The sequence below is a fragment of the Modicisalibacter coralii genome, from assembly GCF_004117855.1.
GTDB lineage: Bacteria > Pseudomonadota > Gammaproteobacteria > Pseudomonadales > Halomonadaceae > Modicisalibacter > Modicisalibacter coralii.
In genome coordinates this window covers 139557-153660 of the sequence record NZ_QWBW01000009.1, presented here as the reverse complement: position 1 = coordinate 153660, position 14104 = coordinate 139557, and the positions used below count along the sequence as shown (strand labels likewise).

General features: G+C 66.7%; 11 protein-coding genes. 7 read left to right on the top strand and 4 right to left on the bottom strand.

What is annotated here, in order from left to right:
- Positions 1–55: 55 nt before the first annotated feature.
- Positions 56–877, bottom strand: a complete 822-nt coding sequence (locus D0901_RS05695; RefSeq protein ID WP_129139326.1) for an SHOCT domain-containing protein — start codon at positions 875–877, stop codon at positions 56–58.
- A gap of 205 nt (positions 878–1082) precedes the next feature.
- On the opposite strand from D0901_RS05695, the gene D0901_RS05690 reads away from it, so the two are divergent.
- Positions 1083–1616 (top strand): Hsp20/alpha crystallin family protein, encoded by a 534-nt coding sequence (locus D0901_RS05690; RefSeq protein ID WP_129139325.1) that lies wholly within the window; start codon positions 1083–1085, stop codon positions 1614–1616.
- A gap of 75 nt (positions 1617–1691) precedes the next feature.
- Here the strand turns inward: D0901_RS05690 and D0901_RS05685 are convergent, their stop codons facing one another.
- Complete coding sequence (locus tag D0901_RS05685) at positions 1692–2723, bottom strand: alcohol dehydrogenase catalytic domain-containing protein (protein ID WP_129139324.1); 1032 nt, start codon at positions 2721–2723, stop codon at positions 1692–1694.
- A 510-nt stretch (positions 2724–3233) separates the two neighbouring features.
- Between D0901_RS05685 and D0901_RS05680 the strand changes: the two genes are divergently transcribed.
- The 5 genes from D0901_RS05680 (at position 3234) to D0901_RS05660 (ending at position 10174) form a co-directional block, all read left to right on the top strand.
- Positions 3234–3812: a type 2 periplasmic-binding domain-containing protein gene (locus tag D0901_RS05680; protein ID WP_224419124.1), complete on the top strand. Its 579-nt coding sequence runs from the start codon at positions 3234–3236 to the stop codon at positions 3810–3812.
- Positions 3790–4986, top strand: a complete 1197-nt coding sequence (locus D0901_RS05675; protein WP_233440367.1) for a hypothetical protein — start codon at positions 3790–3792, stop codon at positions 4984–4986. Before D0901_RS05680 ends, D0901_RS05675 begins: the two co-directional genes overlap by 23 nt.
- A gap of 54 nt (positions 4987–5040) precedes the next feature.
- Positions 5041–7950, top strand: coding sequence for a bifunctional diguanylate cyclase/phosphodiesterase (locus tag D0901_RS05670; RefSeq protein WP_129139323.1), 2910 nt, complete (start codon positions 5041–5043; stop codon positions 7948–7950).
- 160 nt (positions 7951–8110) lie between these two features.
- Positions 8111–8884, top strand: a complete 774-nt coding sequence (locus tag D0901_RS05665) for a PEP-CTERM/exosortase system-associated acyltransferase (protein WP_162500829.1) — start codon at positions 8111–8113, stop codon at positions 8882–8884.
- Between the two features lie 84 nt (positions 8885–8968).
- Positions 8969–10174, top strand: coding sequence for an EAL domain-containing response regulator (locus tag D0901_RS05660; RefSeq protein ID WP_129139321.1), 1206 nt, complete (start codon positions 8969–8971; stop codon positions 10172–10174).
- Positions 10175–10525: 351 nt separating this feature from the next.
- On the opposite strand, the gene D0901_RS05655 is transcribed toward D0901_RS05660, so the two are convergent.
- Complete coding sequence (locus D0901_RS05655; RefSeq protein WP_129139320.1) at positions 10526–12724, bottom strand: hybrid sensor histidine kinase/response regulator; 2199 nt, start codon at positions 12722–12724, stop codon at positions 10526–10528.
- Between the two features lie 15 nt (positions 12725–12739).
- On the bottom strand, positions 12740–13252 hold the full coding sequence (locus D0901_RS05650) for a putative pterin-binding protein (RefSeq protein WP_129139319.1): 513 nt from the start codon (positions 13250–13252) through the stop codon (positions 12740–12742).
- A gap of 143 nt (positions 13253–13395) precedes the next feature.
- Here D0901_RS05650 and D0901_RS05645 point away from each other — a divergent pair, with 143 nt between their 5' ends.
- Positions 13396–14073 (top strand): response regulator transcription factor, encoded by a 678-nt coding sequence (locus tag D0901_RS05645; protein WP_129139318.1) that lies wholly within the window; start codon positions 13396–13398, stop codon positions 14071–14073.
- Positions 14074–14104: the final 31 nt, after the last annotated feature.

Sequence of the window (14104 nt, the reverse complement as noted above, 5' to 3'; positions counted from 1 at the left end):
CATCACGCCCGTCACCCGCACCGACGGCAAGGTGGCCCGGCCATCGCGGCATGCGTCACAGCCGGGCGAGCAGTTCCGCCTTCTTGGCGGCGAATTCCGCCTCGGTGAGGATGCCCTTGGCCTTGAGATCGCCGAGTCGTTCCAAAGCGGCGAAGATGTCGTCTCCGCCGGCGGGCAAGCCGGCAGGCGCGGCGCTCGGAGGCGGCGGGGCCGGTTCGCTCGTCGGCGGGGCCGCGGCGAGGCCCGCGTCGTCGGTCGAGACCAGAGTCAATCGGGTCACATCGACGCTGCCGTGCTGGCTGGTAAAGGTGATCGAGCCGCCGGCCCCCTGCTGCTGGGCGAAGCCGCCGATACGGTGATCGCCGGTGTCGTAGACCCGGACTCTACCGTTGCTGTGCACCGCCAGCCGCCTTGGCCCGGCGAAGTAGGCATAGCGCAGCTGATTCTGCGTGCCCCGGGCATCGGGCTCGCCGAGCGCCGCCGGCCACCAGCGATCGTCGGGGTCGGCCACGAACAGGCTCGAGGTGCCGGCCATGTCGCCCGTGTCCTGATACTGCCGGGCACCGCCGCTCTGGCGCTGCGACTGGAAACTGCCCGTATGGAGCAGCCCGGGCTGCGCGGCGAGCCGTTCGGCGACGTCGTGACAGAGCGCGTCCACCCGCCCTTTCAAGCCATGATTGAACATGTCGCCGAGCATCAGCATGCCGCCGCGCATCCATTGCCCGGAGCCGCCGAATTCGGGATGACTGAACTGGGCCATGCCGCCGTTGCCGTCGCGAACCGCGAACAGCATGTGTATGACCGCTTCGCGGCTGAAGCCGTGACGCTGAGCGAGCTCGTCGACCGTCGCTTCGCCCTGGGATGAAAGTCGTGCCATGCAGGCGTCCTCCCTGATCGATACCGTCAGTCTAGCGGGTTTACATCGCGGGCCCCCGCTCATCTTGACGGCTTCGCCCAACGCGCTCTTGACGCGCGTCAAGACGCGTTCACGCGGGCCTCACTATCTTTCTATCCGTGGGTTTCACCGGTGGTCCCGGCGGGCCCAAGCGCCGGACCACATCCTCTTCATGGAGGGTTTTCCCATGGCCAAGAAAGTCAGCGACATGAGCAACGTCAGCGAGATGAAGGACGCCACCCCCGGCGCACCGGAATCACCCCCCGGACGGTCCGGCAGTCAGGCGATGACACCGTTCGAGGAGTTCGACCGCTTGCTCGAGCACGTCTTCGATCGCGGCTGGATGCGTCCGCTGTTCAAGGAACGCCAGTTCTGGGACCGCTTCGACATGGCCGGGCCACGCCTGCCCCGGGTCGACCTGATCGATCGCGACGGCGAGTTCGTGCTGCGTGCCGAGATCCCCGGTGTCGAACGCGACAATCTGGACGTCTCGATCGCCGATAACCGTGTCACCATCAAGGGCGAGCAAGCAACGACCAGCAAAGAGGAAAAGGGGGAATACTTCCGCAGCGAGATCTCGCGCGGGACCTTCGCCCGCACGCTGACGCTGCCCGGCGACGTCGATCCCGACAAGGCCAGCGCCTCGTTCCAGGACGGCGTTCTCGAACTCATCCTGCCCAAGCTCAAGGAAGCCCGTCGCCGGCGAATCGACATCCAGTGAGTGCCACCGAGGTCTGCCGCGCCGCCGTCCACCGCCGGCGCGGCCCTTTACGTCGGCATGCTGGCTTTTCCGTGGCTATTCCCTGATCTTTAGCACCTTGGCACCGCGCACCGAACGCGTCTTGAGTTCGATCAGCGCCCGGTTGGCCTCCTCCAGCGGGAAGGTCCGCACCGTGGGACGGATGTCGATCTCGGCGGCCAGCTCGAGAAACTCGACAATATCGCGGCGGGTGACGTTGGCCACCGACTGGATACGCTTCTCCAACCAGAGGTGTGACGGGTACTCCAGCGCCAGCAGTGCCGACTGATCGCGCCCCTCCTTGCGAATGGCATTGATCACCAGACGCCCGCCGGGGGCCAGATGACCCAGCGTCGCGACGATCGGCGTCCAGGCCGGCGTGGTGTCGATGATCGCCGCCGGAGGCTCGGGTGGGCGTTCATGAGTGTTGCCGGTCCAGCGCGCCCCGAGCTGGCGGGCGAACTCGCGCTCCGCGGCATTGCGCGCGAAGACGAAGACGGCTGAGTCGGGATAGCGATGCCGCACCAGTTGCAGGACCAGGTGCGCGCTACCGCCGAAGCCGGTCAGGCCCAGTGGCTCGCCGTTCTCCAGGGCCGCCAGACGCAGCGAGCGATAACCGATGGCCCCGGCGCACAGCAGGGGCGCCACCTGGGCGTCGTCGAGCGTGCCCGGAATCGGACAGGCGAAGCGCGCATCGACCACCATGCGTTCGGCATAGCCGCCATCGATGTCGCGCCCGGTGGCGACGAACTCGGGACACAGGTTCTCGCGGTCGCTGCGGCAGTAGTCGCACTCGCCGCAGGCCGAGGCGATCCAGCCGACCCCCACCCGTTCCCCCAGCCGCGCGTCGTTCACGCCGCGGCCCACGCCGATGATCGTACCCACCACCTGGTGACCGGGAACGAGCGGCAGACGAGGCGGCGGCAGGCGCCCCTCGATCTCGTCGAGTTCGGTGTGGCAGACGCCGCAGACACCCACCTCGATGAGCACCTGACCCGCGGCGGGTTGCGGCGCCTCGATCTCATCGATGCGCAGCGGCGTGGCGCGCTGGGTCACGGGGGTCAACTGATGCAATTGCATGGCACGCATGGGGCACTCTCCGGTCGGTGACGCAGGCGATGATTCGAGTCTAGCCGGGGTGGTGGCGTCCGCCTTGATCGGTATCAGGTCGGCGTAACCTGCCGGTGTCTCCGCCGTGTTCACTGCGGGAAGTGCTGTGAAAAAAATAACTTAGTGAAATTCATATTTGTGCCGAGCACGAGTAACATACCTGATCGCCGCCCGGTCGTGGCGAGGGTTGGCCACTCCGCCGGCGCTATCGAACAGGCGCGGGATACCAAATATTAATTAGAGACTTCGCGCGACAAGGCATCAGGCTTGCCCTCTGAGCCATCGCACGAGATGGGTCGGCTTTTTTGCCAGGATGATGGATTCGATTGACACGCTAGTATTATGGTAAACGTCCCTCATGGGTCGTAACTCGGGGTCAAACAGACGAATGAAAACGCTCGTGCCAGCTGACGATTTCTTGCGGCTTCGCGGGAAAGTCTACCCGAAGTGCGCTAACGATTTGCCCGCGTCCTGGGCGTTTTCCACCTCATGATTTGGCGTCGACCCCAGCGGCGTAACGATGCCATCGCGTCCTCGATTCCATCGGGTACCTCGCGGATTTCCGGGTGCCCTGGCTCACGCCGCCGCCGATTCCATCCCGGCAACCTGGCGCCGCCCCCGTGGACGCGCCATCTGACCCGGCATTTCGTCGGCTGCACGGCGCTGCTGCTGCTGGCCTGCCAGGGTCCGGCCCAGGGGGCCGAGCACGATGTCGTGGTGATCGCCAACCAGGGAGTCGGCGCGCGCGTCATCTCCCACGACATGGCCCGCGCCATCTTTGCCATGCGCCTGCGCACCTGGCCCAACGGCCAGGCGATCAACGTCTTCGTGCTGCCCGACGACGACCCCGTGCACGAGCGCTTCGCGAAGAGGCTGCTCAACGTCTACCCCCACCAGTTGCGACTGGCCTGGGATCGGGTGGTCTTCTCCGGCACCGGCCAGGCCCCCCACCCGGTGGACGACGAACGGGAAATGCTCGAACGCGTGGCCTCGACACCGGGCGGTGTCGGCTATCTCGAGCGCGATCAACTGGAGGACAGTGTCCATGTCATATCGCTGGCGAATTGAGCGCCTGATCGCATGGTCGCTGTTCACCCTGGCGGGCTGCCTGCCCTGGCCGGTCGCCAACGCGGACGCCGACGCCATGGACACCCTGCAGGTTCACGGTTTTCTCAGTCAGGCCTGGCTGGTCAGCGACGACAACGACTTCTTCGGCCCGAGCAGCGAAAACGACGGTAGCTTCCAGTACACCGAGATCGGCCTCAACGTCTCGCTGCGCCCCCTGCGTGACGTCCTGGTGTCCGCCCAGGTGCTCAGCCGTCGCGCCGGTGACGACGATGCCAGCCCCAGGCTCGATCACGGCATCGTCGACTACCAGGCATTCTCCAACGCCCGGCGCCGGCTGGGCATCCAGCTCGGACGCTTCAAGAACCCGTTCGGCTTCTACAACCAGACCCGCGACGTCGCCTTCACGCGGCCGAGCATCCTGCTGCCGCAGTCGATCTATTTCGAGCGCACCCGCTCGCTGGCGCTGGCCGCCGACGGCGTCTCGGTCTACGACGAGGAATACCTCGCCGACGGCACGCTGCGCCTGCAGATCGGCATCGGCGACCCCCAGGCCGGCGACGATCTCGACGAGACCCTGGGACTCGGCGAGCAGGCCGGTTCCTTCGACGGCCGTACCTCCTACATCGGCCAGATCCTCTACGAGGATGGCGAAGGCCACTGGACCGCTGCCCTGAGTGCCGCCGACGTCACCGCCCGTTACCAGGACAGCGCGGGCCCCATCGGCGACGGCCGCTTCCACTTCCAGCCCTGGATCCTCTCGTGGCAATACAACCAGGAGCACTGGAGCCTGACCACGGAATTCGCCCTGCGTCGTATCGCGCTCGACGACTTCACCAATCCGCGCCTCAATGACGTCAGCCTCGGGCAAAGCTGGTACGTGCAGTACACACGGCGCTTCGCCGACGAATGGCAATGGCTGCTGCGTTACGACAGCCTGGCCAACGACCGCAACGATCGCGACGGTTCCCAGTATGAGGCGGACGGTCTGGGCCCGGCCTATTCCCGCTACGCCCGGGACGTGACCACCGGCCTGCAGTGGCGTATCCACCCGCGGGTACTGCTGGCGGCGGAGTGGCACAACATCGAAGGCACGGGCTGGCTACCCGTCGCCGATGCCGAGGACACGGAAAAATACTGGAACCTGTTGCTGTTCCAGGCCTCGTTCCGATTTTGAACGCCATGACCCGAGTGCGGGTCGACGACCAGCCAGCGAGGATTGCCCCGGACCATGCGACTGCCGAACGATAGCGACACGGAAAGGCCGCGGATCAGCCTGACCTGGCGGGCGATCGCCCTGACCAGCCTGCTGCTGCTGGGCATCGCCTCGGTATTCACGCTCATCAGTCACGACAGTCTCACCGAACAGTTCCACCAATCGCGCGAGTCCATCTACCAGTCACGCCAGCGCGAATTCCAGCAGGTGATCGCCCGGTCCAACGACACCCTGACTCAACTGGCCAGTCTCGCCGCCGCCTCGGACCGGCTGGGCGCGGCCGTGCGCGCCAACAGCCCGACCCGCGTCACCCTGGCCATCGACCCGGTCTGGCCGACGCTGCAGCTCGACGTCGGCGTCGACGAGATGCGCATATTCAACGACCGCGGTCAGGTACTCGCGGCCCGCGGCCAGCCGCTGCCCGGCGACACCCCCCCGTTCGATGGCTGGACCCGTCAGGTCATGCGCAAGGAGACACCGCTGAGCACCCTGCGCTGCCTGCAGGATTGCCGTCAGTACACCGTGGTGCCGGTGCTCGCGGGCGGAGCCAGCGTGGGTGTGGTGGTGCTGTCACGCTCGCTGGCCGATCTGACCCGTTACGCCCGGAGCATGGCCCAGTCCGACGTGGCGCTGCTGGTCGCCGAGCGCTATAGCGCCGGCCTGTCGGGCGCGGCGGTCACGCCACCGCCGACCACCGCTTCCGGGGCCCCCGGCGAACGCTACCTGGCCGCGTGGCGCGGCTCACTGATCACCCTGACCCACCAGGACCAGAATCTGCCGATCCTGCGCGACGCCGCGCGGCAGGCCCCGCTGTCGCGACTCACCGAAGGGCCGTGGAACTTCGCGCATCGCGGGCGTACCTACGAACTCGCGGCGGTGCCCATGAACGATTCCGCCGAATTCCCGAGCCGCGGCTACCTGCTGCTGATCTCCGACATCACCGAGCAAGTCGAGGCGATCCGTCGCGATACCCGCCATAGCCTGACGATCGCCCTGCTCGGCTGGCTGGCCGCCGAAGGGTTGCTGCTGCTGATCCTGTGGCGGCCCATGGCGCGCCTGCGCGATCTGGCGGTGCTGCTGCCCCGGCTCGCACAGCGCGACTTCGACGGCGTCCAGCGCTCGCTGGCGCGCGACAAGCGCCACTTCACCGACGAGATCGACACCCTGGAACGCACCACGCTCGAACTCGCCGGCCAGCTGGAATCCCTCGAACATGCCGTTTCCAGCCGCGACCAGGAGCTGACCCGGCGCCTCGCCGAGTTGAGCGTCGAGCGCGATTTCGTCAGCGGCCTGCTGGACACGGCCCGGGTGCTGATCCTCACCCAGGACGAGCAGGGGCGGATCACCCTGGTCAACCGCTTCACCGAAACGGTCACCGGCTACGACGTCGACGCCCTGATGGGCCGGCGTTTCGCCGAGTTGTTCCGCCACGAACACCACGGCCACGAGCGGCTGTCGCTGCCGCCCCAGGAGCACGCCTCGCAGGAGGAAGGCGAGCTGCTCACCGCCCGCCGGGAGTCACGGATCATCGCCTGGTATCACGCCCCGATCCCGGGCCAGGGCCAGCACGCCGGCACCCTGATCTCGGTGGGGCTGGACATCACCGAACGCAAGCGGGCCGAGGAACGCCTGGCCTGGCTGGCCCATCGCGACCCGCTGACCGACCTCTACAACCGGCGTTTCTTCCAGGACGCCCTGGAACGCGCCCTGACCATCGACGCCCAGGGCGCGGTGCTGTTCCTCGACCTCGACCAGTTCAAGGAAGTCAACGAACTCAGCGGCCACAACGCCGGCGATCAGCTGCTGCGACTGGTGGCCCGGGCACTGGCCGGCGAACTGGAGGACGAAGCGATCATCGCCCGCCTGGGCGGCGACGAGTTCTCGATCCTGCTGGAGAACGCCGACGCCCACCTGGCCTGTCGGGTCGCCGAACGCATCGTCCGGGTCCTCGAGGAGATCGACTTCTCGACCAACGGCCGACGCCATCGTGCCGTGGCCAGCATCGGCATCGCCCTGTATCCCGAGCACGGCTCGAGCCAGATCGACCTGATGGCCGGCGCCGACCTGGCCATGTACAAGGCCAAGGAGAACAGCAGTCAACGCTGGCACCTGCTATCGACGGTGGTGCACTCCCGCGAGGAACTGCGTCAGCGCGTCTACTGGGTCGAACGGATTCGTCAGGCGCTGCGCGAGAACGACTTCGAACTGGTCCTGCAGCCGATCCGCCGGCTTACCGACGACAGCATCCGCCACTACGAGGCCCTGCTGCGCATGCACGGCGACAACGGGGCCCTGGTGATGCCGGGGCTGTTCATCCCCATCGCCGAACGCAGCGGCCAGATCGTCGAGCTCGACCGCTGGGTGCTGCGCGAGAGCCTGGGCCTGCTCGCGCGGTTGCAGCGCCATGGCGTGAGTCTGGCGGTCAATCTCTCCGGCCAGTCGCTGCACGACGCCAACCTCACCGAGTTCCTCGAACGCACGCTGGTCGAGTCCGGCGCCGATCCCCAGCGCCTGATCCTCGAGGTCACCGAGACCGCCGCCGTGACCGACTTCGCCACCGCCCGCGGCGTGTTGCAGGGGATCCGCGACCTGGGCTGCCAGACCGCCCTCGACGACTTCGGCGTCGGCTTCAGCAGCTTCCACTACCTGGGTCAGTTGCCCGCCGACTACATCAAGATCGACGGCTCGTTCATCCAGAAACTGCTCGACAGCCCCGAGGACCGGTTGATCGTCAAGGCGATCGCCGACATCGCCAACGGCTTCGGCAAGCGGACCATCGCCGAGTTCGTCGATCAGGCCCGGATGCTGCCGTTGCTCGAGCAGTACGGCATCACCTACGCCCAGGGCTATTACATCGGCCGGCCGGTGCCGGCGAGCGAAGTCCTTGCCACCTGGCGCCGCCGTGGCGCCGACGAGCACGACTGAGGCTCGACAAACGCGCATTCGCCTGCCGGCGCCGGGGGCGTAGAATGAACGCACGGTCGGGCCTTGATGAATTTCTTACAACGCCCAGGCCGCCACAGGCCCTTGCCAGGGATGACTCGACAAGGAGGCATCAGACCTCTCCGACCGAAGGGATTTGCCCGTGAACGCATTGACCCAGTTCGAGGCGGCCTTCGCCTTTCGCCTCGCCACCACCCCCGAAGCACGCGACCGTGCCTACGCCCTGCGCCACAGCGTGTTCCGGCGCGAGCTCGACTACCAGATGAGCGAGGACCCGGCCAAGCGCCTGGAACACGACGATTACGACCGCGCTTCGCTGATCGTGCTCCTCGAGCATCGCGCCAGCGGCCTGGCCGCCGGCTGCATGCGTCTCGTTCACCCGCTCGAGGGGGCCTCGGCGACGCTGGCCCGGTTGCCGCTGGAAGTCCACTGCCGGGACAGTCTGACCCATCCCGAACTGCATCCCGAACGCCTGCCCCGCGGGCAGATCTGCGAGATCTCGCGACTCGCCGTCCCCCATTACTTTCGTCGTCAGCCGTCCGGCGACGCCCCGCCCACGCCCCCCGACTCGGATTACCGCTTCTCGGCGGACGAACGGCGTACCTTTCCGTTGATCGGGGTCGGTCTGTTCCTCGCCGCCACCGCCCTGGTGGGGCTGTCCGGGCACTATCATGTCTTCGCCATGATGCAGAATCGCCTGCCGCGGCTGCTGGCGATCTACGGCCTGCGCTTTACCTGCGTCGGCGAGCCGACCGTCTTCCACGGTCAGCGGCGCGCCTTCTACATCGATCAACGCGAGGCGGTGGCCAGCCTGCAACCCAGCCTGCATGAACTCTATCGCCACATCGAGGGCGAACTGGCCAGCCAGTACGCCAGAGCAGCGACGCGCGGCAGGGCCGAGACAAACGCAAACTAGTGTGACAAAGCGTGACGCGACGATTTCCGGCACAGCCTCCTGCGCTAAGCTGGCGTCATCTTCGCTCAGGGAATCGCGCCGCTCATGTCACCATTGCCGCTTCACGCCGTCGACGGCGTACCACCGCCTCAGGGCGCCGCGACACGGGCGCTGATCGTCGATGACGATGTCGAGATCCGCCTTCTGATGCGCGCCCTGCTCGGCCGCCACGGGTATTGCGTCAAGGTCGCCAGCGGCCTCCAGGAGCTGGCCTGTCAGAGCGAGATGCTCGATACCGAGCTGATCTTTCTCGATGTCGACCTGGGGCCCTTCACCGGCCGGGACGTCATGCAATTCCTGCAGGACAAGCGGGCCACCGCCGGCGTGATCCTGGTCAGCAGCTGTTCGCTGGCCACCCTGGAACAGCTCGTCGAGGCCGGCCGGAGCGGCGGACTGAGGATGCTGGGTTACCTGCACAAACCCGTGCAGCCGGCCACCCTGCAGCGCCTGCTCGAGCAACGCCCGCTGCCGCCGCCCCCGCTCACCGTAGCCGAGTTCGACACCGCCCTGCGGCGCGACGAACTCTTCCTGAACTTCCAGCCCAAGCTGGAGCTGGCCAGCGGCCGGTTGACCGGCGTCGAGGCACTGCTTCGCTGGAACGCGCCGGGGCGGGGCATCGTCTACCCGGACGCCTTCATCCCGCTGGCCGAACACAGTGGCCGTGGCATTGCCCTGACCTGGCACGTGCTCGACCTGGCCTTTCGCCAGAAGGCACGCTGGGAAGCCGCCGGCCACCACTTCGGCCTGGCCGTCAATGTCCCGCCAGCATGGCTGCACGACGCCGACTGCCTGAGCGGCATCGATGCCCTGGCGGCGCGTCACGGCATCGCCCTGGACGGCGTCGAACTCGAGATCACCGAAAGCGGGGCGATGGAATGTCTGAGCTATGCCCGCCATGTCCTGGGCAGCCTGCGCGACCGGGGCTGCACTCTGTCGATGGACGATTTCGGCACCGGCTATTCGTCGATGGCCCAGCTCTACCGGCTGCCGTTCGACCAGATCAAGGTCGATCGCAGCTTCGTCGGCTGTAGCGACATCGACGCCGAGGCCGCCGCCATCACCCGGACCATCGTCGATCTCGGCCAGCGTCTGGGCCTGCGCGTGGTCGCCGAGGGCATCGAGACTCCCGCCCAGCACGAACTGCTCACGGCCATGGGGTGCCCACTGGGCCAGGGCTACCTGTTCGGCCGACCGATGAACCCCGAGACCTTCGGCGACTGGCTGGCCCGACATCCCCGCGCACCGCACTAAGGAAGCGCTGAATAAGAGCCCATTTCCAAACCCTTTGACGATGGGCGCCGGGGGTAGGGCAAAGCGAGGGTCCTTTGCCATGGATGGCAAAGGTAGCGCCCAGGGAGGGGTTCACAGCGCCCTCGCGTCGCCCTGCCGCCGGATAAGTCCACGTCGTCTAGCGGTTGTGTAAAGGCGCTCTAAATTGGCGAGCGGTGTAAAGCACGAGGCGTACGGCGCACAGGAACCGGAGCCTATGGGGTATAGGTGAGGATTCCGACCGGGCTGGCGCACCAGCACCGCACAACGACGTGATTTGCCCGCGTAGCCATTTATGCAGTGTTTCCCTAACGCGGCGTCACCTGCCCGCCGTCAGGCGGGCAGCAGCCCCTCTTCCCGCAACGCCTCGCTGGTCGCCTCCTGGAGTCGCCGAAGCTCGGCGACACGCTGCGCCAGCGTCGCGAACGGCGTATCCGCGGCGATGCGCTCGAGCTCGGCGGCGGCCTGCGCCATGGCCGTGCAGCCCAGCGACGACGAGGCTCCCTTGAGCGAATGCGCCTCGGCGGCAATACCCGCGCGATCCTCCGCCGCCAGCAACGTCTCGAAGCGACTCAGACGCGACGTCAGACGCTCGAGATAGGTCAACAGCAACCCCTCCAGTACGTCGGGCGCCAACGCGTCGCGCAACTCGTCACGAGTCGCCGGATCGATCAGCGGTGGATCGACCGACGCCGCCGGCGCTGGCGCCTCCTCGGTGGCGACCGCCTCCCGCACCTCATCGGGCCCCTTCGCGGTCCCCAGAAAGCGTCCCAGCAGGCGGCGCAGATCGGCCCGCGTAAAGGGTTTGCAGATCATGTCGTCCATCCCCGCTTCCAGGCAGTGTTGGCGATCGGCCGGCATCACGTTGGCGGTGACCGCCACGATCGGCAGCCGGGTGCCGGTTTCCCGCGCACGCCAGCGGCGTGTGGTTTCCAAGCCATCAAGCCGCGGCATCTGGATGTCCATCAGCACGAGATCGTAGGGGGTCTGCGCCAGCGCCACCAGCGCCGCCTCCCCGTTATCGACGATATCGGCCGATTGCCCCAGATACTCCAGCATGGCCTGGGTGAGCGCCTGATTGACGGGGTTGTCCTCGACGATCAGCAGGTGATGACGCGACAACGCCGACGCCGGCTCGCAGACCGTCTCATCGACCTCTCCCTCGGCGACCCGCGGCAGGGGCACGCGGAACCAGAACAGGCTGCCCAGGCCGGGATGGCTATCGAGGCCGATCTCGCCGCCCATCGCCGTGACCAGCCGCTGACAGATGGCCAGCCCCAGGCCGGTGCCTTCGTGACGCCGGGCGATCGAACTGTCGACCTGCGAGAACGGCGCAAACAGGCGCGTCTGCATGGCCGGCTCGATCCCGCAGCCGGTGTCACGGATATCGAAGCGGATGGCGCCGTCGTCGGGAAACACGCTCAGACGCACGAACCCGGCTTCGGTGAACTTGAAGGCGTTGTTGAGCAGATTCATGGCGATCTGGCGCAGACGGTTGACGTCCCCGCTCACCCAGTCGGGCAGGGCCGCGTCGATATCGCATTCGAAGCGCAACCCGGTGGCCTTCTCGCGGGTGCGATAGCCGGCACAGAGCTGATCGAGGAAGGCCGACAACGAGAACGGCCGCCGATCCAGATCCAGCGAACCGGCCTCGATCTTGGTGAAGTCGAGCACGTCGTTGATCACCACCTGCAGGCCCATGGCGCTGTCACGCAGCGTCTGCAGCAGGTCGTGCCCTCGCGGCCCGCTCACCTCGCCGTCCAGCAGGTCGGCGACGCCCACCACACCATTGAGCGGCGTGCGAATCTCGTGGCTCATCACCGCCATGAACTCCGACTTGGCACGGCTGGCCTCCTCGGCCCGTTCCCGCGCCGCCTCGAGTTCCCGGGTGCGCTCCTCGAGCTGCTCGGTCTTGAGCTGGCGCCCCCTGGCCTGGCGCAGCAGGGACACCACCAGCACCCCGCCGGATCCCATCATCAACAGCACCATCGCGAGGACGACGGCGTAGAGGCGCAGCAGTAACTCGCGTTCCTCGACACGCAGCGAGGCCACGTAGCCATGCGTATTGACCAGGGTGGTCCCGACATCCTCCTGGAGCGCCTGAAACTTGGCCTCCAGGCGCTGGCGGAAGGCCGGCGTGAGCGACAACTCACCGTCGCCCAGCGCCCGGAAATCCGCCTCCATGTCATGAATCGCCGTCAGGGCCTTGACCAGTGGCTGGCGAATCGCGGGAATCGCCGCCATGCTTCGCGCGATCTCGCCGCGACTGAACAGCTGCCCCCGACTGTAGAGAATCTCGTAGCGGGTCAGCAGCTCGTCGAGATCGCCGTCCTGGGTATGACTCAAGGTCAGGCGCAGTTCGCGCACTTCGCGATCGAACTGATAGACCGCCCAGACCAGATCCTCGAGCAGGCGGTTCTCCACCGCCTGCTGACGCTGGTAGGCCACGCCGCCGGTGATCATGGCCGAGAGAAAGAACAGGATCACCGCGAAGCTGGTGATCCGAAAGCGCAGCGACATCAGGTGGAGCATGGCGGGGTATCCGGCTTATTCGATATCGATCTGTGTGACCTGCCATACCGAACGTGTCATCACCGTCTCGTTGAGCAGTTCCGGCGCCTCGTCGAAGGGATAGATCACGAACAGCGGCCCCTGATCGCGGATCCGCAGTCGCCGGCCGTCGGCCGACATGGCGAGGATCACGTCATGCTCGTAGAAATCGGCCATCGGCACGGTCGCGGCGTAGTCGTTGAGCGCGGTCACTCGCATCCGCGTCCCCTGAGCGCCGACGGCCTCGAGCACAGCGCGCCCCAAGGGGCCGCTGAACACCACCCGGCCATCGTGCCAGGGCGTGTGCGTGGCGGTGTCGCGCTGGGTCAGCGCCAGCAGCATCTGCCGGTCGAAGCGTGCCTCGTTACCCACGTTGGTGTTGGCAATGTTCCCGGTGACGGTGAGCAACACCGGGCCCTGCGGCGCCTCGAGAGCGAGCGCACGCCCCCCCAGGACCGCCAGCAATGCCATACTGACGGTAAACAGGTGCTTCACGAACTGGACTGACATGTTTCAGGCCCTCCTGATGACCTAGGTCAGTATATCGGCGGAAGCGTCGTCTCCAGCACGGCCAACTGTGAAGCTTTGTGACAAGGCTGCCGATAAGACAAAGAGCCCTCCCCATCGACAAACGTACAACGGAGCAAGCAGGCATGCGTATCGGCGTTCTCGAAGACGACAAGGATCAATGCGATTTCATACGCCAGTGCCTCGCCGACGAGCGGGTCGAGACCTACCTGCGTGCCAGCGAGATGCACCGCGCCCTGCTCGCCCGGGGCTTCGACCTGTTGATCCTCGACTGGTACCTGCCGGATGCCTCGGGCCTGGACGTGATGACCCAGTTGCGCCGCCACCACGGCTGGAACGGGCCGATCCTCTTCATTACCGCCAGCGACGGCGAGGACGACGTGGTGCTGGCGCTCGAACACGGCGCCGACGACTTCCTGCCCAAGCCCCTGCGCCCCTCCGAGCTGCGGGCCCGGGTCGCCGCCCTGGCACGCCGTGCCGGCATCCAGGCGGCGGCAAGCGACGACAACATCGGCGCCTACCATCTCGACCACCAGCGCCATCGCATTCAGCTGGGCGAGGCGGAGATCCCCCTCACCGACCGCGAATTCCGGCTGGCCAGCGTGTTCTTCAGTCGTCTCGGTCAACTGTTCTCGCGGGGGCAACTGCTGGAACTGGTCTGGGGCATCAGCGCCGACGTCTCGACGCGTACCGTCGACACCCACGTCAGTCGGCTGCGCAACAAGCTTGAACTCGACGGTCGCCACGGCCTGCGCCTGAAGAGCGTCTATCAGCATGGGTACCGGCTGGAATCCCAGGGGTGACGGCCTTGCGATCCTAAACCATGGTCTAATC